This window comes from Gordonia sp. UCD-TK1 (assembly GCF_001691435.1).
GTDB lineage: Bacteria > Actinomycetota > Actinomycetes > Mycobacteriales > Mycobacteriaceae > Gordonia > Gordonia hongkongensis.
Map to the genome: position 1 here is coordinate 32,173 of NZ_LZMP01000004.1, position 21,177 is coordinate 53,349.

General features: G+C 67.8%; 16 protein-coding genes. 5 read left to right on the forward strand and 11 right to left on the reverse strand.

All coding sequences use genetic code 11. The annotated features are described in order from the left end of the window. Window positions 1–49: 49 nt before the first annotated feature. The 5 genes from A9310_RS03870 to A9310_RS03890 all read right to left on the reverse strand — a co-directional run bounded on the left by A9310_RS03870 (window position 50) and on the right by A9310_RS03890 (window position 8,086). On the reverse strand, window positions 50–1,696 hold the full coding sequence (locus A9310_RS03870; RefSeq protein WP_065629515.1) for an acyl-CoA synthetase: 1,647 nt from the start codon (window positions 1,694–1,696) through the stop codon (window positions 50–52). Between the two features lie 296 nt (window positions 1,697–1,992). Next, complete coding sequence (locus A9310_RS03875) at window positions 1,993–3,666, reverse strand: HNH endonuclease signature motif containing protein (protein ID WP_065629516.1); 1,674 nt, start codon at window positions 3,664–3,666, stop codon at window positions 1,993–1,995. 406 nt (window positions 3,667–4,072) lie between these two features. Beyond that, window positions 4,073–5,149 (reverse strand): acyl-CoA dehydrogenase family protein, encoded by a 1,077-nt coding sequence (locus A9310_RS03880; protein ID WP_065629454.1) that lies wholly within the window; start codon window positions 5,147–5,149, stop codon window positions 4,073–4,075. Window positions 5,150–5,157: 8 nt separating this feature from the next. After that, window positions 5,158–6,363, reverse strand: a complete 1,206-nt coding sequence (locus A9310_RS03885) for an acyl-CoA dehydrogenase family protein (protein ID WP_065629455.1) — start codon at window positions 6,361–6,363, stop codon at window positions 5,158–5,160. A gap of 46 nt (window positions 6,364–6,409) precedes the next feature. Then, a complete protein-coding gene (locus A9310_RS03890) occupies window positions 6,410–8,086 on the reverse strand; it encodes an AMP-binding protein (RefSeq protein WP_065629456.1) in 1,677 nt (558 codons plus the stop codon). A gap of 115 nt (window positions 8,087–8,201) precedes the next feature. Here A9310_RS03890 and A9310_RS03895 point away from each other — a divergent pair, with 115 nt between their 5' ends. Continuing rightward, window positions 8,202–9,521: an MFS transporter gene (locus tag A9310_RS03895; protein ID WP_065629457.1), complete on the forward strand. Its 1,320-nt coding sequence runs from the start codon at window positions 8,202–8,204 to the stop codon at window positions 9,519–9,521. Window positions 9,522–9,654: 133 nt separating this feature from the next. Continuing rightward, window positions 9,655–10,608, forward strand: coding sequence for a DUF808 domain-containing protein (locus A9310_RS03900; RefSeq protein ID WP_065629517.1), 954 nt, complete (start codon window positions 9,655–9,657; stop codon window positions 10,606–10,608). A 51-nt stretch (window positions 10,609–10,659) separates the two neighbouring features. Here A9310_RS03900 and A9310_RS03905 read toward each other — a convergent pair whose 3' ends face one another. From A9310_RS03905 to A9310_RS03930, 6 genes are all read right to left on the reverse strand, one after another. Next, entirely contained in the window at window positions 10,660–11,442 is a 783-nt protein-coding gene (locus A9310_RS03905; protein ID WP_058252811.1) for a sulfite exporter TauE/SafE family protein, read from the reverse strand. A 154-nt stretch (window positions 11,443–11,596) separates the two neighbouring features. Beyond that, entirely contained in the window at window positions 11,597–12,703 is a 1,107-nt protein-coding gene (locus A9310_RS03910; protein WP_058252812.1) for an ABC transporter ATP-binding protein, read from the reverse strand. Window positions 12,704–12,809: 106 nt separating this feature from the next. Next, a complete protein-coding gene (locus A9310_RS03915; RefSeq protein ID WP_065629458.1) occupies window positions 12,810–13,697 on the reverse strand; it encodes a carbohydrate ABC transporter permease in 888 nt (295 codons plus the stop codon). After that, a complete protein-coding gene (locus A9310_RS03920; RefSeq protein ID WP_065629518.1) occupies window positions 13,697–14,650 on the reverse strand; it encodes a carbohydrate ABC transporter permease in 954 nt (317 codons plus the stop codon). The genes A9310_RS03915 and A9310_RS03920 overlap by 1 nt, the downstream gene beginning before the upstream one ends. 2 nt (window positions 14,651–14,652) lie before the next feature. Further along, window positions 14,653–16,011, reverse strand: a complete 1,359-nt coding sequence (locus tag A9310_RS03925; protein WP_065629459.1) for a sugar ABC transporter substrate-binding protein — start codon at window positions 16,009–16,011, stop codon at window positions 14,653–14,655. Then, window positions 16,008–17,048 carry a sugar-binding transcriptional regulator gene (locus A9310_RS03930; protein ID WP_065629460.1) on the reverse strand — a complete coding sequence of 347 codons (1,041 nt, stop codon included), beginning with the start codon at window positions 17,046–17,048 and terminating at the stop codon, window positions 16,008–16,010. The genes A9310_RS03925 and A9310_RS03930 overlap by 4 nt, the downstream gene beginning before the upstream one ends. Before the next feature lie 150 nt (window positions 17,049–17,198). On the opposite strand from A9310_RS03930, the gene A9310_RS03935 reads away from it, so the two are divergent. Genes A9310_RS03935 through xylB form a run of 3 tightly spaced genes read left to right on the forward strand, consistent with a single transcriptional unit; the run spans window position 17,199 to window position 21,123 of the window. Then, a complete protein-coding gene (locus tag A9310_RS03935) occupies window positions 17,199–18,254 on the forward strand; it encodes an NAD(P)-dependent alcohol dehydrogenase (protein WP_065629461.1) in 1,056 nt (351 codons plus the stop codon). Then, window positions 18,251–19,726 carry a mannitol dehydrogenase family protein gene (locus A9310_RS03940; protein WP_065629462.1) on the forward strand — a complete coding sequence of 492 codons (1,476 nt, stop codon included), beginning with the start codon at window positions 18,251–18,253 and terminating at the stop codon, window positions 19,724–19,726. The genes A9310_RS03935 and A9310_RS03940 overlap by 4 nt, the downstream gene beginning before the upstream one ends. Then, window positions 19,723–21,123 (forward strand): xylulokinase, encoded by a 1,401-nt coding sequence (gene xylB, locus A9310_RS03945; protein WP_065629463.1) that lies wholly within the window; start codon window positions 19,723–19,725, stop codon window positions 21,121–21,123. Before A9310_RS03940 ends, xylB begins: the two co-directional genes overlap by 4 nt. The last annotated feature ends 54 nt before the right edge of the window (window positions 21,124–21,177 follow it).

Below are 21,177 nucleotides of genomic sequence, written 5' to 3' on the forward strand. Positions count from 1 at the left end.
CCCCCTGCTCCCTGAGGTGCGAGGAGCGCAAACGACGAGCCTCGAAGGGTCAGAGCGGGCCGGTCGGGAGGTGCCGGCGGACGAGCTTGCCGGTGGGGTTGCGGGGCAGGTCATCGACGAAGACGACGTCGCGGGGCACCTTGTACCGGGCGAGGTGCTTCTTGACGTGCGCCTTGATGTCCTCAGGCGTGGGGTTCGCATGTTCGGCGGCGACGATGAAGGCGCGCAGGCGTTTTCCGTACTCGTCGTCGTCGACGCCGATGACCGCCACGTCGTCGATGTCGGGATGCTCACCGAGCAGATTCTCCACCTCGAGCGGGTAGACGTTCTCGCCTCCGGAGACGATCATGTCGTCGTCGCGGCCGTCGATGTGGAGGAGCCCGTGCTCGTCGAACCGGGCCATGTCGCCGGTGGACATGTAACCGTCGATGATCTCCTTGTTGCGGCCGTCGGTGTAGCCCTCGAACGGGGCGCCGTTGCGCACGAACAGCCTGCCGCGCACGTTGGTCCCGGAGATCCGGTTGCCCTTGTCGTCGAAGAGCGCGAGTCGGCTGGTGACCGGTGCGCGGCCCACCGTCCCCGGTGCCAGGCGCAGCTCCTTCGGTTGCGCGACCGTGGCGATCGCAACCTCGGTGGAGCCGTAGAGGTTGTAGAGCACGTCACCGAACGTGTCCTGAATGGCTTCCGAAAGTGTCGGCGACAGAGCCGAACCCGCGAGCACGACGATCTTCAGCGATGACAGGTCGTACTTGCCGATGACGTCGGGACCCAGGGCGACCATGCGGTGCAGCATGGTCGGGACGGCGACCAGCACCTCCGCCTTGTGCTCGGCGATCGCGGCGAGGGTCTTCTCCGCGTCGAACCGACGCATCACCACGGTCTTGTTGCCCAGCGCAGTCCCCACCCCCCACAACGCAAAACCGGTGGAGTGGAAGATCGGCGAGACGATCACCATGGCGCTGCGCTGCGGCAACGGGATCCGGTCCAGCAGAAGCGCACTGGCGAACGGCGACATCTTGGATCGCTGGGCGCCCTTGGGCAGTCCGGTCGTGCCGCTGGTGAGGATGACGAGTCCGCCCCACGCGGCGGGTTCGGGCGGAGTCGACGTATCGCCGGTGGCTGCGATGTCGTCGAGGGTCTGGACGCCGTCGCCGACGGGGCGGTTGCCGTCGATCCAGGTGACGATGCGCAGGGTGTCGGCGGGGAGGGCGTCGGCGAGATCGGTGAACTCCTCGTCGTAGAGCATCGCCACGATCTTCTCGCGTTCGGCGACCTCGGCGAACTGCGTCTTGCCGAAGCCGGTGTTCATCATGGCCAGACGAAACCCGGCCTTGCCCGCGGCGCTCATGGTGGTCAGCAGACCCCGATGGTCCCGCGCGATGACGCCGATGACCGATCCCGGCTTGATGCCGGACGCGAGCAGGTGGTTGGCGAGAGCGTTGGCGTGCGCATTGAGTTCACCGAAGGTGAGTTCGCCGTGCTCGTCGGCGACGGCTCCGGCCTCGGGATACTCGTCGGCACCGTGTGCCACAGCCGCCGCACACGGACCGATGATCTTGGCCCGCTTGACCGTGGTCAGCAGCTCCTTGGGTTTCGTGGGATCCACCAGGCCCGACCGCCGCAGCACCTGGAACGCACCGAACGCGTCCTGCGCCGATTCGATCACCGTGCCGACTGCACCGGTCACCGAGACCATGTCCACCCCACCTTCCGCGGCTGGGCCGCGTCGTCGCTCTCTTCAGGTTCACTACGCGCCCGACGCACTCTGGTCACCGTCGTCACCAGCCGTGCCACAGGTGCAGGATATGCCGACCATGCCGACCGATGTCCGTTTCACCCGAATCGGTTGTCACACAACTCAGTTCACCGTATTTCGCACTCAGGCCACCGTTCGCCGTCCCGATGGGGTCGACCGAACGGCGATCTCGTGGCGACAGGCTACCAAGTCTGACAACTCGCGTCATCAGATTGGAGGCCCCACGTGCTCTCGGGTCAGTACGGCGGTGGGTCGATGCGGTCGAGTTCTTCGCGGGCTCGTTTGTTGCGGGCGCGTTCGTGTCGCCGGCGGGCCAGTTTGGCGTCCAGTCGGCTGGTGGTGCGCTCCGGGTTGTCGGAGGCGATGACGCGTGGGGTGGGTGGGGCTTGGGCGGCTTGTTCGAACCGGATACGCCGCAGGTTCGGGAAGGTGTCTTCCAGCGTTTCGGCGTCGCCGGGCAGGGTGACCCCTTCGGGGGTTTCGTATTCGGTGACCAGGCGTCCGTCGTCGTCGCGGTACTGCACATCGACCCAGTCCCCGTGGGTCTCCATCAGGTGACCGGGACGGCATTTGGCGTTGAGGTTCTCACTCGACGTCGCCCCACCCCGGGCGGGGTCGGTGTGGTCGTACTCGGTGACATGGTCGAGATCGCACGCGAATGCCGAACGGATACAGCCGGGTTCGGTGCAATAGCCGTCCCGCACCCGCACGAAATCAGCACACGAGGTGGTGGGCCGGTACCCGTTGCCGGGATGGGTCGCCGGATACACCACTGCTACGCCCGAGGCGAGGCCACCGGTTCCGCGGACGTCACCGGGTTCGGCTGCGTCGACATCAGTGCCGCCGTGGGCGGTCGAATTGGGTGCACCGGCAGGCGCGGGGCGATGGGCGGTTCGCTGCGCTGCATCGTCGGCGGTATCGGCGACGTAGGTGGGTTGGGTGCGGGCGGGGGTGACCGGGGTGAGGGTGGCGTCGGGGCGGGCGGCGAGGTCACGGACATGCTCATCGCTGATGATGCCGTGCTCGTCGAGAAACCCCACCCCGGGCGCCCCGGCCAGGGTCGCGGCATCAGTCACCACATGAATCACGACCTCAGCGCGGACCGCGTTGAGGACGCTCTGCGGGTCGGGGATGTCGGCGGTGCACGGCTGTTCATCGTCGCACTGGCAGTCGAAGCTGGTGCGGGTCAACAGCGCGAACATCGCATCGGATCGTCGTATCCCCTGGGTGCGGCCATCCCGCTTGCAGACGGAGTCGGCGAGGATGGCGACGGCTTTGGCCGAGATCCGCACGTTTTCCGCCGACATCACGGCGGTGAGTTCGGCGGTGCCGTCGGGCAGTTCGTGGGTCCACACCCCACGCTGGTCCATGGCGTCTTTGCGGCGTTGGCGTACCGCGTCGGGGTCGTGGCGGAAGACGAGGCGGTCGACCATGTCGCGCAACCGGGCCCGATCCCACACGCCTTTTCGGCGGCGCACGGTGTCGGCGATCTCGGCATCCAACGCGGGGGTGATGGGGTCATCGGTGGGGATCAGTTCGGTGCGGGAGATGACCAACCGGATCTGCCACTGCGACAGGACCCCGTCACGCAGCGTGTCCGCTACCTCGGGTAGCCGATCGCGCAGTGCGATGGCCTCGTCGATCAGGGTTTCGGCGTGCCGGCGCGACACCCCGGCTTGGCGGGCGATGCGGGCGGCGCAGTCGGCGTGGCCGTCCATCACGAACCCGGACGCGCTGGTGGTGATCAGGCGGTCGGTCATCGCCGTGATCGTCTGATAGCGGTGCCAGGCGAGGTATGACTCGCCGCGCCGGGTGGCGTCGAGGCCGGCCATCAACAACACCATGTCGGTCTCGGCGGCGTGGGCAGGATCGACCCCGGCGACGAACTCGCTCGGTAGATCGGTCCACACCCGCACAACGCCCCCCGACGCCTGATTTTCATCACCCGCCCCGAGCTGGGTGATCTGATACGACCAATGTAAACCCGACCACCGACAAAACCTGGATGAGTCTCCACAGCAGATGACGCGTCGTAGACGAAATAGGTTCTGGGCGTTGCGGTATGGTTCCGTCCGGGTTGGCGGCGGATGAGATCGTCGGGTCGCCAGGTGGTTTCGACACGGCGACTCGCCTAGCGGCTCGTTGCCGGCTCAACCGGCGGAGGTGTGCCAGCTCAACCAGCGCGGGGAGGGGCGCCTCGCTCCGCTCGGGGCCGGCTCGACCAGCGACGGATTTCGCGGCTGCGCGACGAGCGCTCCGCAGGTCAGCGACGGCGGGTAGGTCGAACGCGCCGATCCGGAACCACTCCGCCGGCGCTCACACCGACGCCGCGCGGGCCCGTCCGAGCATGGCGCGCGCGACGGTGTCGAGGTGCACGTCGTCGTCCTGGAACAACAACTGGTCGGTCTTGGCCCGCCGGAAGTGGTGATGCAGCGGGTGCTCCCACGTGAACCCGATCCCGCCGTGGATCTGGATGGCCTCCTCCGCGGCGTACATGGCGGCCCGCGAGGCCAGCACGCGAGCCGATGCGGCCCGCTCGGCCAGATCCGCGTCGTCGAAGCGTTCGACATCCGCGGCGTCGAGGACCGTCGCCTCGGCGAGCTCGGTGGCAACGAGCATGTCGACGAGGCGGTGTTTGAGCGCCTGGAAGGATCCGATCGTGCGACCGAACTGCTGACGCGTCTTCGCGTAGTCCACCGTCATCTCGAGGCACCGGCGGGCGATACCCACCTGCTCGGCGGCCAGGGCGATCATCAGCAGCGACCGAACCCGGCGCAGCCGCTCCTCGAGATACGGGCCCGACACCCGGGTCGCCTCGACACCGGTGAACTCGACAGTCGCGAACTCTCGTGTGAGATCCAGGCTTTCACGCTGGTGGCGGCCGACACCGGCAGAGCTGCCGTCGACGACGGCGAGTTCCACACCGGACGCGGTATGCGCGACGACCACGAGCACGTCGGCCGACGCCGCGTCGAGGACGACGTCCTGCCGTCCGTTCAGGACGAGCGTTCCCTCATCGGTGACCTCCGCACCGATCGACGAGGAGACCACGGCGGGGCCGCAGACGAGTGCGGCGCGCCGCTCCCCGGACGCGATGGCCGGCAGGTGTGCCCGTTGCCCCTCGTCGTCGGCGGCATGGAGCAGGGTGAGGCCGGCCATGATCACCGACGAGAGGTACGGCGAGGAACCGAGACAGCGACCGTGGGCGGTCATCACGACCGACGCGTCCTTCACCCCGTACCCGGCCCCGCCCAGATCCTCCGGAAACGGGATCTCGGTCAGTCCGAGTTCCCGAATCGACGGCCAGACATCCTGCGCCGGAGCGTGTTCCGACCATGCATCGGTGAGGGCGGCCTGCAGATCGCGCTGCTCCACGGTGAGTTCGATGGGCATGTGTACTCCTAGCGGGGTTCGCGCGGCAGTCCGAGGCCGCGTTCGCCGATGATGTTCCGTTGGATCTCGTCCGAGCCGCCCGCGATGCGGTACCCGGGTGCGCCGAGCAGATGCTCCGACCATGCGAACGTGTCGGGCTGGCCGGTGTCGGCCACGATCCGGTCGCCGAGGAACGACGCCGCAGCGTCGCCGACGCGCTTCAGGTTCTGCGTCCACACGAGTTTGCCGATGGAGCCCTCGACACCCGGGACGGCACCGGCCCGTTCACGTTCGGCGTAGCGCGCCACCATGAGGGCCGCCGCCCGTTCATAGATCGCGGCGTCGCCGAGCTGCTGGCGGGCCAACGGGTCGTCGGACAGTCCGAGACGGTCGGCGAGGCGGGCGAGGTCGACACTGTTACCGCCGGCACTGACGATCCCGGCGCTGGAGTTCCGCTCGAAACCGAGTGTGGTGAGCGCGACCTTCCATCCGTCGCTTTCGGCACCGACCCGCAGGGAGTCCGGGAGTTCGACGTCGGAGAGGAAGACCTCGTTGAACGTCGACCCACCGGACATCTGCCGGATCGGCCGCACCTCCACGCCGGGCGTGTCCATCGGGACCATGAATGCGGTCATGCCCTTGTGTTTCGGCGCCGACCGGTCGGACCGGGCGATGAGCAGACCCCACTCGGAGAACTGCGCGCCGGAACTCCACACCTTCTGGCCGTTGATCCGCCAGGTGTCCCCACTCCGAACGGCTTTCGTCGACAAGCCGGCCAGGTCCGAACCCGCCCCGGGCTCGGAGAACAGTTGGCAGCACAGCTCGTCCGCGCGCAGGAAGGGGCGGACGAACCGCTCCCGCTGCTCGTCGGTCCCGAGTGCGTGCAGGGTCGGCGCCACCAGTTCGACTGTCACCAAAACGTTCTCGTGCCGGTCGGGGGCCTGGTACCCGCGTTCGAGGTTCACGTAGACGCGTTCGTGGCCCGCGGTGAGACCCGGTCCGCCCCAGTCCGGGCCCCAGGTGATCGCGCCGAAGCCTGCGTCCACGCGTCGGGCCTGCCACGCTCGCGCCGCGTCGATCAGCGCACGTTCCTCGTCGTGTGTCCGATTGTGGAAGATGGCGTAGGTCGGGTCGTGCTCCTGTGCAGCCCGGGCCGGGAGTTCGGCGTCGAGCCAGGCCCGCGCCTGCTCTTCGTAGTCATCGAGCGTGATCGCGCCCGGTGCGGTCGTCGTCATTCTCGTCGTTCCTGTCCTGCTCGGTCTTGCTGTCCTGCTGGGTTTCTCACCGTTCGTGCGCCGCGGAGATGGTCACGGCCTGCATCTGCGGCGGTGTGGTCGTGCGGTCGCGGGTCCAGTCGCGGAGGGCGAACTTCTGGATCTTCCCGCTGGCCGTCTTCGGCAGGGAGTCGACGACGAACACGCTCTCCGGGACCTTCTGCATCGCGATTCCTCTCGCGGAGAGGAACTCTCGAACCTCTTCGAGGGTGAGGTCGACGGCGTCCCGGGTGACCACGAAGGCGCAGCCCCGCTCCCCGGTTCGGGCGTCCGGCCCGGCGACGACCGCGATCTCGGAGACCGCGGGATGCTCACTCAGTTCGTTCTCGACGTCGTGGGTGCTGATCTTCTCGCCGGACCGATTGATGATGTCCTTGATCCGGCCGACGATGTGGATTCCACCGTCGGCGTCGAAGTAGGCGAGATCACCGCTGCGGAAGAACCCGTCGGCGGTGAAGGCCTCGTCGTTGAGCGATGCGTCGAGGTATCCGAGGAAGGTGTCGGGCCCGCGCCACAGCACCTCACCGACGACGCCGGTCGCGGCGATGCCCCCGGCGCCGTCGGACACGATGACCTCGGTCGGGGCGAGCACGCGCCCGTCCGTTCCGGTCCGCAGACCGGGATCGTCGAACCTGTTCGCCGACGTCACCGACGGCCCCTCGGTGGCGCCGTACATCCGCGTCACGGTGCCCAGCACCTCGGTGGATCTGGTCACCAGCGAGTCCGGGATGTCGGCGCCCCCGCAGATGATGTAGCGCACCGACGGTGTGCGTACGCCACGGGCGACGGCCGCGTCCACGAGGCCACGCAGGAACGGAGTCGCGAAGATCATGAAGCTGGCGCGCTCTTCGAGCACCCTCGCCAGCGCAACCTCCGGGTCCCACGCGTCCTGGAGCACCACCGGTGCACCGAGGAGGAACGGCAGCATGAGGGCGCAGTTCACGCCCGTCACATGTGTCACCGGCGACGGGTTGAACACGACGTCGCGCTCGTTGAGCCCGAACGTGTCGATCATCGACATGTTCTCGAACACGAGGGTGTTGTGACTGTGCAACGCGCCCTTCGGGTCCGCGGTGGTTCCCGATGTGTACAGCAGCAGGCACACGTCGTCGGGATCGGCGGGCGGCAGCGCGCGCACCGCCTCGATCATCTCCGGTGTCGCGACGGCGATGAGATCGGCGAGTCCGACGGTCTGGTCGTCGGCTGCTGGACCGCCGGTCGTGACGACCAGGTCCAGTTCCGGAAGTCGTTGTCGGAGAGTTGCGTACATCGCGACGTGATCGAATCCTCGGTGTGTTCCGGGAACGAAGGCGACCTTGGTGCCCGCCTGGCCGAGGATGAACCCGACCTCCCGTTCCCGGTAGATCGGCACGATCGGGTTGGCGACACCACGGACCCGATGGATCGCATGGAAGACGACGACCGCCTCGGCCGAGTTGGGGAGCTGGAACGACACCACGTCGCCCGGCTGCACACCGAGGTCGTGGAGCGCCGCGGCCAGGCGCAAGGATTGCTGTTCCACATCGGCGAAGGTCAGCCGCCGGTCGCCGTCGATGACCGCGACCGTGTCGGGATACCGCGCGGCGGCCCGCTCGAGGAAGTGATCGACCGTCTGGTCGCGCCAATGCCCCGCCGCCCGGTAGCGCACGGCGAGATCGGGACGTGGAGAGTGCGTGGGACGCATGGTGATTCCTCCGGATGCTCTTGCCGATTGCTCGTGACGCGTTCTACAGTAACCCACGTCTCACTAAATATGTACATATTAGTGCCCCCAGAGTCCATTCCCAGAAAGAGACCTCATGGCATCCCAGGATCGACGGAGTCGGCGAGCGGTCGTCGCGGCCGGCATCGGAACGGTGGTCGAGTACTACGACCTGACGGTGTACGCGTACCTCGCGGTCGTGGTCAGCCCGCTGTTCTTCCCCAGCGATGACCCGACCGCCTCGCTGCTGTCCAGCCTCGCCGTCTTCGCGTCGGCATATCTGATGCGGCCGATCGGCGGCATCTTCTTCGGACGTCTCGGCGACCGCTTCGGCCGCAAGCGTGCGCTCCTGGTGTCGGTGATCCTGATGGGTGTGGGCACCACGCTCATGGCCCTGCTGCCCACTTACGCCGCGGTCGGGGTCCTCGCGCCGATCCTGCTGGTCATCGCCCGGTTGCTCCAGGGCTTCTCGGCGGGCGGCGAGCTCGGCGGCGCGCTGACCTACGTCTACGAGATCGTCGGACCGAAGCGTCGCGGTCTGGGCGGATCGATCGTCGCACTGGGCTCGAACAGTGGCTTCGCCCTGGCTGCGATCGTCGTCGCGACCACCTCGGCACTGACCTCCGAGGCCCAGATGGACAGTTGGGGCTGGCGCATCCCGTTCGTCGCCGGCCTGCCGCTGCTGGTGCTCTGCCTGTGGCTGCGAACCCGCATCGAGGACTCGCCCGAGTTCACCAAGACCGCCGAACGGCGCGAACTGCCGAAGGCGCCGCTCCGAGAGCTGTTGCGCAGTCAGCCCGCCCAGGTACTGCAGGTCCTCGGGTTGGGTATCGCCCAGAACGCGACCGGGTACATGGTGCTCACCTACATCGGCATCCACCTCGTCCGCGAGGGTGGATACAGTCAGACCGCGGTCACCTGGACCGCCGCCGGCGTGATCGTCTTCATCGCATCGTGTATGCCATTGGCGGGAATCCTGGTGGACCGCTTCGGAAGTCGGCCCGTCCTCATCGCCGGCCTGCTCACCGCCGCCACCCTCGCCTACCCCGCGATGGCTCTGATGACCGGTCACGGCCTGGCGGTGGCCGCCATCGCCTTCGCGGTGTTCGCACTGTGCACCCCGCTGATCCAGGTCGCCACGGCGCCGCTGTTCCCGTCGCTGTTCGACACGAAGGTTCGTCTGACCGGTGTCGCCCTCGGCTTCAACCTGTCGACGGTCCTGGCCGGCGGGACCGCCGCCTACATCGCCACGTGGCTCATCGACCGCACGGACAACTCGCTCTCCCCCGCCTACTTCCTCATCGGTTCGAGCGCGATCGGTCTGCTGACGCTGTTGACGATCCGGCGGAAGCGCCGCGGACTCGGCGAGGCCGGTGACGCTGCCGACGACACCCCGGCCGTTCCCGCGCGTACCTGACCCAACCCGGCGTCATCCGGCGCCCGACAACCGAATCCGACGAAACGGACGCGGACCGCCTCTGCACGGTGTGGTCCGCGTCCGTTTCGGCATACTGTTCGAGAACTCAGTTCCTCGAATCCCGGAGGTTCACGTGGCCAGTGGTCTCGTCGCCCTGCTCGATGACATCGTGACCCTCACCCGGGCGGCCGCCGCATCTCTCGACGACATCGGCGCGGCGGCCGGTAAGGCCAGCGTCAAGGCGGCGGGAGTCGTGGTCGACGACACCGCGGTCACACCTCGCTATGTCCACGGGTTCACGCCCGACCGCGAGTTGCCGATCGTGCGCAAGATCGCCCTGGGCTCGATCCGCAACAAGTTGCTGATCATCCTGCCGGTGGCGATGATTCTCAGCCAGTTCCTCCCACAGGCGCTTCCCTACCTGCTGATCGCCGGCGGCCTGTTCCTCTGCTTCGAGGGCGCCGAGAAGGTCTGGGAGGCGGTCGGCGGCGGCCACCACGCCGAGGAGCAGACCGCCGGTCAAGCCGGTCCGGAGTTCGAGAAGACGATGGTCAGCGGCGCGATCCGCACCGACCTGATCCTGTCCGCCGAGATCATGGTCATCTCGTTGTCCTCCGTCGAGTCCGAACCGTTCTGGACCCGTCTCGCGGTCCTCGTGGTCGTCGCCTTCCTGATCACCGCGCTCGTCTACGGCGTCGTCGCCGTCATCGTGAAGATGGACGACGTCGGGCTGGCACTGGCGCAGCGCGAGTCGCCGACGGTGCAGAAGATCGGCCGCGGTCTGGTCCGCGCCATGCCCAAGATCATGTCGACGCTGACGGTCGTCGGTATCGCGGCCATGCTCTGGGTGGGCGGCCACATCCTGATCGTCAACGTCGGCGAGGCCGGCTTCCATTGGCCCGCCGATCGGCTCCACGACGTCGAGCACTGGTTCGAAGAGCTGGTCCACGGCGGCTTCGGCGCCGTGCTGTCCTGGACGGCCGGCACCGTGCTCTCCGCCGTCGTCGGCCTCGTGGTCGGTGCCATCATCGTGGCGATCCTGCACGTCATCCCGCGGCGCAAGAGGGACACCGCCGCCGCGCACTGACCCGAGGCCCGTCGACTGGGCGTCGATTCACGTCGACCGTGCACCCCGGGATCACGCGAGCAGTCGCCAGAGGCCGATGAGCCCGACGACGACGATCACCCCGCGAAGCGCGCGGGGGGAGAGGCGCCGCCCGTACCTGGCGCCGAGGAAACCGCCGATGAGCGAGCCGACGGCGATGGCCGCCGCGGCCCACCAATCGATCCGGTCGAACGCGACCAGCGTGTACGTGACGGCGGCGACGACGTTGACCACCAGGGACAGCAGGTTCTTGGCCGCGTTCAGCCGTTGCAGGTGGTCGGGGACGACCACCCCCAGGATGCCCATCAAGAGGATGCCCTGCGCGGCGGTGAAGTAGCCGCCGTAGACACCGACGGCGAATGTCCCGAGGGTCATCGCCGCGATCCGCAGGGGACCGAGGTGCGATGGCGTGAGGTCTCCGCCGGGGGACGTGCGAGTGCCCACCCATCTCTGGATGTAGGGCTGCGCGACGACGAGGATCAGCGCGGCGACGAGCAGAATCGGGACCACGGTCTCGAACACCGTCTCCGGCAGATGGAGCAGAAGCCAGCAGCCGGCGATCGCGCCGGTGAACGACGCCGGAATCTGCCACCGGAGGCGCGGCCACTGGCCCTCGAGTTCACGCCGGTATCCCCACGTTCCGGACACCCCGCCGGCGACGAGGCCGATCGCGTTGGACATCGTCGCGGTGACGGGCGGGACGCCGAACGCGACCAGCGTCGGGAACGTGATGAGGGTTCCGCTGCCCACGAGGGCGTTGATCGCGCCCGCCCCGACGCCGGCGACGAGTACGACGACTAGTTCCCAGATGGTCACAGTCTCCGAGGGTGCCCTCCGAGATCTACAGCGGCTGCACCGGGGTGGTTTCGACAGGGCTCAACCAGCGGAGAACAGGGCTCAACCAGCGGAGAACAGGGCTCGACCAGCGGAGAATCTCGCGTCGCGAGACGACGCCCAGTCGACGGGTCGATCAGTTGATGCGGTCTCCGGTGGACGGGTCGAAGAGGTGCACCGCACTGTCGGACTGGCGCAGGCGGATGCCCTCACCGCGCTTGGCCGGGGCCCGGTCGGCAGACCGCGCGACCATCACCATCGGATCGCCGTCGAGGTTGCGGACCGAGTCGTCGGCGAGGTTGGCGTAGATGTAGGTCTCGCTGCCGAGTTCCTCGAGGAGGGCGACGTCGGCGTTGAGTCCGGTGCCACCGTCGGACAACGCGAGGTGTTCCGGACGGATGCCCACGACCACGGACTCCAGACCGGAACGACGCAGCGCGGCCTGCGCTTCGGCGTCGATGTCCACGGCGGCGCCCGACACGGTGATCACACCGTCGACGACCGGCGCCACGAAGAGGTTCATCCCCGGCGAGCCGATGAACCCGGCGACGAATGCGTTGACCGGGCGGTCGTACAGTTCCGTCGGCGTGGAGAACTGCTGGAGCACACCGTTCTTGAGGACAGCGACACGATCCCCCATCGTCATCGCCTCGACCTGGTCGTGGGTGACGTAGACGGTCGTGGTGCCCAGACGCCGCTGCAGGGCCGCGATCTGGGTACGGGTCTGGACGCGGAGTTTGGCGTCGAGGTTCGACAGCGGTTCGTCCATGCAGAAGACCTGCGGTTCGCGAACGATGGCTCGCCCCATGGCGACACGCTGCCGCTGGCCACCCGACAGCTTCGCCGGCTTGCGGTCGAGGAAGTCGGTCAGGTCGAGCAACCGCGCGGCCTCGGCGACCTTGCGCTTGCGCTCGTCGGCGGGCACGCCGCGCATCTTCAACGCGAAACCCATGTTCTCCCCGACCGTCTTGTTGGGGTACAGCGCGTAGTTCTGGAAGACCATCGCGATGTCGCGGTCCTTGGGCGCGACGCCGACCATGTTGTCGCCACCGATCCGGATCTGACCCGAGTCGATCTCTTCGAGCCCGGCGAGCATGCGCAGGGCGGTGGACTTGCCCGAGCCCGACGGTCCGACGAGGACCACGAACTCACCGTCGTCGATGTCCAGGTTCAGTGAGTCGACGGCGAGTTTGTCCGCGCCGGGGTAGACGCAGCAGGCCTTGTCGTAGGTGATGGAAGCCATGATGTTCTCCGGTTTCTACAAAGGTGTTGTGCGAGTGCGTGTCAGAGGGAATGGATCACTTGATCGCGCCGCGCTGGGACCGGTGGCGCGGCACCGAACTGTGCTGTCACTTGATCGCGCCGAACGAGAGGCCGCGGACGAGCTTGTTCTGGGCGATCCAGCCGCAGATGACGACCGGCAGCGCGGCGAGCACGGATGCGGCGGACAGCTGCGCCCAGTACAGGCCCTGGCCGGACATGAAACCGGTCAGGAACACCGGCATCGTCTGCGCGTTGACCGCGGTCATGTTGACGGCGAAGAAGAACTCGTTCCACGAGAAGATCACGCAGATCAGTGCTGTCGCTGCGATTCCCGGCGAGATGAGCGGGAGGATCACTTCACGCACCGAGGTCCACAGGCTAGCGCCGTCGATGCTGGCGGCCTCGAGGAGTTCCCCGGGGACCTCGAGGAAGAACGACCGCATCATCCACACCGCGATCGGTAGGTTCATCGCGGTGTAGAGGATTACCAGCGTCCAGATGTTGTCGAGCATCCCGATCTCGCCGACGATCACATAGAGCGGGATGATTGCGGCGACGATCGGCAGCATCTTGGTGCTGATGAAGAAGAACAGCGCATCCTTGGTCTTGCGTACCGGGCGCAGCGACAGCGCGAACGCAGCCGGCACGCCGAGCAACAGCACCAGGATCGTCGACACGATCGTCGCGAACAAGGAATTCAACAGGGGCGTGGCGATTCCCGCGTCGAAGACGTCTCGGAACTGCTGCAGCGTGGGCTCGAAGAAGAAGGTCGGCGGGTTCGTCGCGGCGTCGCTCTCCTGCTTGAACGCCGTCAGCACCATCCAGAGCACCGGGAAGAAGAACCCGATGGCCAGGATCCAGGTGACGGCGGTGAGGGCTGCCTGGCGCGGTTGTCGCCGACGGCGGATCTCGGTGCCGGACTGCTCGTCTGCCTGCCCGGCCGGCGTGCGGTCGGAGCGAATGTCGGTGGTCATCAGGCCGGCTCCTCTGTTCCGGAGAATGATTTGAAGATCAGTCGCAGGGCGAGCGTGGCGACGACGATCGTGCCGATCACCGTCACGACACCCATCGCCGCGGCCTGGCCGATGTCGAAGCCGAGGAACGCGCGCTGGTAGATGTAGTACGACAGATTCGAACTGGAGACGCCCGGACCACCGGAGGTCATCATGTACACCGCGTCGAAGGTGTTCACCAGGTAGATGGCCCCGAGCACCGCACCGAGTTCGATGAACCGGCGCAGATGCGGGAGGGTGAGTTCCCGGAAGAGCCGGAAGCTCGTGGCGCCGTCGACGCGTGCCGCTTCCTGGATGTCACGGGGCACCGATTGCAGGCCCGCGAGGATCAGCAGCATCATGAACGGCGTCCACTGCCAGACCAATTCGGCCATCACGCTCATCAGCGGGAACTCCGACAGCCAGTCGGTCTCGACACCGAACGGACTCAGAGCCCAGTTGACGAGTCCGTTGGTCGGCGACAGCAAGCTCGTCTTCCACAGCAGCGCAGCCGCCACCGGGGTCACCAGGAACGGCGTGATGAGCAGTGTCCGAACCACGCCTCGGCCCAGGAACTTCCGGTCGAGCAGAAGGGCGAACATCAGACCGAGGAGCACCGAGATGAGCACGGTGCCGACGATCAGCAGGATCGTGTTGACCGTCACCCGCCAGAACTGACTGTCGCCGAAGACCGCGACATAGTTGTCGAGACCGACGAACGCACGCGAATCCGGACGCACCAGGTTCCATGACTGGGTGGAGTAGTACAGCGTGAACACGAACGGGATCTGCGTGACCACGATCAAGAAGATCAGGGCCGGCAGTAGCGGGCCGCGACGCCGCCAGCCCTCGGCGCGCGTGACGTGATCACGCGAGGACGTCAGCGGCGCCTTCGGGGTCGTGTCGGGTGGTGGAGTGGAGACTGCGGTGGCCATGATCACTGCTCCCTCTGGTAGGACTTGCCGACGACCTGGGCGTACTCCTGTGCCTGGGCGAGCGCGTCGTCGACACTGATCTGACCGGCGATGGCTGCCGAGATCTGTTGACTCACCCGGGTTCCGAGGTCCTGGAACTCCGGGATCGCGAGGAACTGGACGCCGGTGTAGGGCACCGGCTCGAGGGTCGGCTTCAACTGGTTCGCGGCGCGCATCGCGCTCAGTGTCTGCTCGGCGAACGGCGCGGCGAGTTCCTTGTAGGCCGGCAGTTCATACGTGGACAGGCGGCTGCCCGGTGGGACGTGACTGGGCCCCAGGGTCTCCGAGACGTACTCGATGTAGCTCTTGCTGGTCATCCACCGGATGAACTTCCACGCCTCGTCCTGGTGCTCGCTGCTGGTGGGGATGCCCAGCGACCAGGTGTACAGCCAGCCGTTGTCTCCCTTGGCCATACTGGGCGCCGGCAGGTAGCCGACGTCCCCGGCGATCGACGAGGTGTCCGGGCTCTCGAGCACCGACACCGCCGAGGTCGCGTCGTACCACATCGCGACCTGGCCCTGCGACAACAGGTTTCCGCACTCCTGGAAGCCCGACGACGCGGCGCCGGCCTCGCCGTGGTTCCGGACGGTGTCGACGTAGAACTTCACCGCCGCGGCGACCTCCGGACTGTTGAGCTGCGCGTTCCAGTCCTCGTCGTACCAGCGGCCGCCGAAGGCGTTGATCACCGTGTTGAGCGGGGCGAGCACCTCGCCCCAGCCGGGCTTGCCGCGCAAGCAGATGCCCGCGGTGCGCTCGTTGTCGAGCTCGGCCGCCGCCTCCGCGACCTGTGGCCACGTCGGTTGGGCCGGCAACGACACCCCCGCCTCGGCGAAGAGCTTCTTGTTGTACATCAGGAACGACGACTCGCCGTAGAAGGGCGCCGAGTACATCGAACCATCGTGAGACAGAGCCGTTTTCAGCGTCGGGATGAAGTCGTCGGCGTCGTACTCGGGATCCGCATCCATGTACGGGCTCAGATTCACGAGCCAGCCGTACTCGCCCCACATCGGGGTCTCGTAGTTGCTGATCATCACGACGTCGAACTCACCGCCGCCGGTGGCCACCGATGCGGTGATCTTGGCCCGCGCCTCGTTCTCGGAGAGGGTCACGAATCGCACCGTGACGCCGGGATTCTGCTCCTCGAACTGCGTGGACAGCTTGACCGCGTCCTGCATCTGCGAGTTGGAGACCATCGCGACGGTGATCTCATGACCACCGCCGCCGGTGAGTGAACCGGCGCCGGAACAACCGGTCAGCACCAGCGTCACGGTCGCGATGATCGCACCCAGCGCCCATCGCACTCGGTGTCGGGAGAACATCATTGTTCGCCTTTCTCTTGCACCACAAGCCATTCGGCGGTGGCGAGGTCGGTGACGAGAATGGTGGCGTAGCCACCGCGCAGTGCACCGAGGATGGATTCGCGACGGTGTGTGCCACCGGACACGAGGATCGATGTCGGGCAGGCCCGTACCGCGTCGAGGGACACCGAGACGGTCCGATCGACGAGACTGGAGGGCACCGCGGCGCCGTGCGCGTCGTAGAACCGTCCGCCGATCTCTCCGACCGCGCCGAGTTCCAGGAGCTCGTCGAGGACGACGGCATCGATGAACGATCCCTCGAACAATGTGGTCGACGTCGACACCGACCCGACGCCGAAGAGCATCACCTGCGCACCGCGTGCCGCCGAGAGCGCTTGCGACAGAATCGAATCACGGTTCACGGCGGTGACCGTCTCCGGGTCGACATAGAGCGGTGCGACCAGCCGCAGCGGACGGGCATGAAGACGTTCGGAGAACCGGGACAGTGCATGGTCGACGCCGGTGTGGTACTCCACCGAGGTCATCGAGCCGTCCATCTGCACGACCCGCTGACACGACGCCGATGCGGCCATGGCGTCGGCGACAGCCACCTGCTCCGGCCCCCAGGTGAATCCGAAGGTGTCGGTCGCCTGGATGCGGCGGGTGAGCACCGAGGCCCCGGCGCGGCCGAGCGCGGCGTTGCCGGTGGTGGTGCCGTCGGCCACCTCGTCGATGATGAGCACCTCGTCGAGGCCGAGGGTCTCCTCCACCGCGCGTTCGAGATCGGTGTGGATCGAGGCCGAGAGATGCGCCGGCGCAGCCACGGACACGCGGACGAGGCCCTGCGCCCGGGCTCGCGCCACCAGCCGACCGGCGGTCGGCCGCGAGACGCCCAGGCGTGATGCGATCTCGGCCTGGGTGAGCCCCTCGAGGTGGTACATGGTCGCGGYGCGGACGAGAAGACGCAGGTCCTGGCCGGAGTCGGGGGTTCCGCGCGAGGCCGCGCGAACTGTCGAGACGGACGGCTCGCCGTCGTCGCTCGTCGACTTCCGAGGTGCCATGGTCGCGTGCCCCGTCCCTGTCGTCGCCGTCGCCCGTTGAGCCAACGACGGTGAGCATCTGCTCACTGGCGGTCAATGTGCTCAATAAGCTAGCATCCTGGTGTGACCCACGCAACAGCCGATCGCCCCATAGCGGACGTTCCCGACGCCATGCGCGCCGCCGTCCTGCATCCCGATCTCTCGGTGACCACCGAAAGTCGCAGGTCGCCGCACCCGGAGCCCGGTGACGTCACGGTGGCCGTGCGCGCGGTGGGGGTCTGCGGGTCCGACACCCACTACTTCCGGCACGGACGGATCGGCGAGTACGTGGTCCGCGAACCGCTCGTCCTCGGTCACGAGGCGGCCGGGGTCGTCGTCGCCGTCGGGGAAGGGGTGGACCCGGGCCGGGTCGGCGAGCGGGTGTCCATCGAACCGCAGCGTCCCGACCCGACCACAGCGGAGAGCAGACGCGGTGACTACCACCTGTGCCCACACATGCGGTTCTACGCGACGCCTCCGGTGGACGGCGCCTTCGCCGAATTCGTGACCATCGGAGCCGATTTCGCGCATCCCGTGCCACCCGAGGTCTCCGACGAGGCCGCCGCCTTGTTCGAGCCGCTCTCCGTGGGCATCGCCGCGATGCGCAAAGCCGAGGTGTCGGTGGGCGGCTCGGTCCTGATCGCCGGCGCGGGTCCGATCGGCCTGATGGTGGCGCAGGTCGCCCGGGCGTCCGGTCTCGCGCGCATCGTCGTCAGTGAGCCCGATGAGCAGCGACGTTCTCGCGCACTCGAATTCGGTGCCACCACGGTGATCGAGCCCGGAACCGGGAGCGAACCCGTCGATGCCTTCGTCGATGCCAGCGGTGTCGCGGGTGCGGTCCGGGATGGACTGGCCCGGGTGCGTCCCGGCGGGCGCGTCGTCCTCGTCGGGATGGGCGCCGACTCGATGGAACTGCCGGTGTCGCTCATCCAGAACCGCGAACTGGTGCTGACCGGGGTGTTCCGCTATGCCAACACCTGGCCGACGGCTCTCGCGCTGGTCCGGAGCGGCGCCGTCGACCTCGATGCGATGGTCACCGCCCGGTTCGGACTCGACCAACTCGCCGACGCGCTCGACTCCGATCGCACACCCGGCACCATCAAAGCTGTGGTCTACCCGTCTATTTCGAGATACGTGCCCGGGCCCGCCGATACCGCCCCGAACGAGACGGAAGGAACTCGTCGATGAGCACACCCCTGAACAACGAGACGATGTCGGGCCTCGCCGGCGTGGACGTCCCGACCTACGACCGTTCGTGCGTCACCCCCGGGATCGTGCACTTCGGTGTGGGTGCGTTCCACCGTGCACACCAGGCGATGTACCTCGACCGTCTCCTCGCGACCGACGCGTCGGCGAGCGGGTGGGGCATCTGCGGGGTCGGCGTCCGTACGGCCGACGCCGCGATGCGCGACGCCCTGGGGCCGCAGGACGGACTGTTCACACTCACCCTCAAACACCCCGACGGCGCCGTCGAGACCTCGGTGATCGGATCGATCGTCGAATACCTCTACGCTCCTGATGATCCCGAGAAGGTCATCGAGCGGCTCAGCGACCCGGCGACACGCATCGTCTCGCTGACGGTGACCGAGGGCGGCTACAACTTCTCACCGTCGACCGGTGAGTTCGACGCCACGAACCCGGACATCGTCGCCGACCTCGAGGCCAGTGCGCCGCCACGCACCGTCTTCGGGCTGGTGACCGAGGCACTCGCGCGGCGCCGGGACCGCGGTGTCCCGTCGTTCACGGTCATGTCGTGCGACAACATCCAGGGCAACGGGCACATGGCACGATCGACCTTCCTCGCCTATGCGCAGCTGCGCGATCCGGAACTGGCCGCGTGGATCGAATCCAACACCCGGTTCCCGAACTCGATGGTGGACCGCATCACCCCGGCCACACCGCCCGAGTTGGCCGCCGAGGTCGCCGATCGCACCGGTGTCGACGACAACTGGCCGGTGGTCGCCGAGCCCTTCACGCAGTGGGTGCTCGAGGACGAGTTCTCGATGGGACGCCCCGCACTGGAGCAGGTGGGAGTCCAGGTCGTCGACGACGTCACCCCGTACGAGCTGATGAAGTTGCGACTGCTCAACGCCGGTCACCAGGCGCTGTGCTACTTCGGATATCTGCTCGGGTACCGCTACGTCCACGACGCGTCGTCCGACCCGGACATCCGGAACCTGCTGCACCGCTACATGACCGAAGAAGGCGCAACCACCCTCCGTCCGCTTCCCGGCGTCGACGTCGAGGAGTACATCGACACCCTCCTCGAACGTTTCGCCAACCCGGCGATCGGTGACACCATCGCGCGACTGTGCCAGGACTCCTCCGACCGCATCCCGAAGTGGCTGGTCCCGGTGATCCGCGAGCGCCTCGAACAGGGCCGGCGAAGCGACCTCGCCGCTGCGGTCGTGGCGAGCTGGACCCGCTACGCCGAGGGCACCGACGAGGCGGGGGAACCGATCGACGTCGTCGACCCCCTTGCGGCCGAACTCGTTCCGCGAGCGCAACGGTCCCGCACCGACCCGCTGGCCTTCGTCGCCGACCCCGAGCTGTTCGGTACCCTCGCCCAGGATCCGCTGTTCACCACTCCGTATCTGTCGGCGCTTGAGTCGTTGCGCAGCAAGGGAACCCGCGCGACACTGATCGACCTGCTCGCATGACGACGCTGGTCGCCGGGATCGATTCGTCGACCCAGTCATGCAAGGTGGTCGTCTGTGACGCCGACACCGGGCAGGTGGTGCGCACCGGGCACGCTGCGCACCCCGCCGGTACCGAGGTACACCCGGATCACTGGTGGGACGCACTGTGCACTGCGGTCGCCGCCGCGGGCGGCTTCGACGACGTCTCCGCGGTGTCCGTGGCGGGCCAGCAGCACGGCATGGTCTGTCTGGACGGGAACGGCCGGGTGGTCCGGGAAGCATTGCTGTGGAACGACACCCGATCCGCACCGAGCGCTGCTGCTCTCGTCGACGAGTTCGGCGGATCCGAGCAGTGGGCACGCTCTGTCGGGGTGGTGCCGGTGGCTTCCATCACCGCGACCAAACTCCGCTGGCTGGCCGACCACGAACCGGCGCACGCCGACGCCACGGCTGCGATCTGCCTTCCGCACGATTGGCTGACCTGGCGACTGCGCGACAGTCACGACCTCGCCGAGCTGACGACCGACCGCAGCGACGCCTCCGGCACCGGCTATTTCAGCGCGGCGACCGGCGAGTACCGAACCGATCTGCTCGAAGCCGCGTTCCGCGGCCGTCGACCACTTCTGCCCCGGGTCCTCGGCCCCGCGGAACGGGCCGGCGGCACGCCGACCGGCGTCGTCGTGGGCGCCGGCGCGGGCGACAACGCCGCAGCCGCACTGGGACTGCACGCCGGCCCCGGGGATGCCGTTGTCTCCCTGGGCACGTCGGGCGTGGTCAGCGCCGTCGGCGACGTGGCGCCGAATGATCCGTCGGGTCTGGTGGCCGGGTTCGCGGACGCGACCGGGCGTCACCTGCCTCTGGTCTGCACCCTGAACGGCGCCCCGGTGCTGGCGTCGACCGCGTCGATGCTCGGCGTGGACCTGGCCGAGTTCGCCCGGTTGGCCATGTCGGCTGAGCCCGGCGCGGGTGGCGTCACGATGGTGCCCTACTTCGCCGGCGAGCGCTCGCCGAACCTCCCCGACGCGACCGGCACGCTGACGGGGCTGACCGCGGCCAACTTCACCCCGGCCGCGATCGCCCGCGCGGCCGTCGAGGGCCTGGTCTCGTCGCTGGTGTTCTGCCGCGAACGGATCGAGCAGCAGGGCATCGACGTCGAGCGTGTGCTGCTCACCGGGGGTGGCGCGAAGTCGGCTGCGGTGCGCCACATCGCACCGGCTCTGTTCGGCGGCGAGGTCGTCGTCCCCGCCGACGGCGAACACGTGGCGCTCGGTGCGGCGCGACAGGCCGCGTGGGCCCTGACCGGTGAACTGCCCGCGTGGGAGACATCGACCCAGACGCTCACCGGGACGCCCACGCCCGAGGTGTACGCGCACTACCGGGAGGCCTCGCTCATGGTGGAACGCGCGGCGGGGCGGTAGGACTGCGGCGGCCCGGATACGCCGAACGTCGGGCGGCCGTGCGCACTTGCCGGG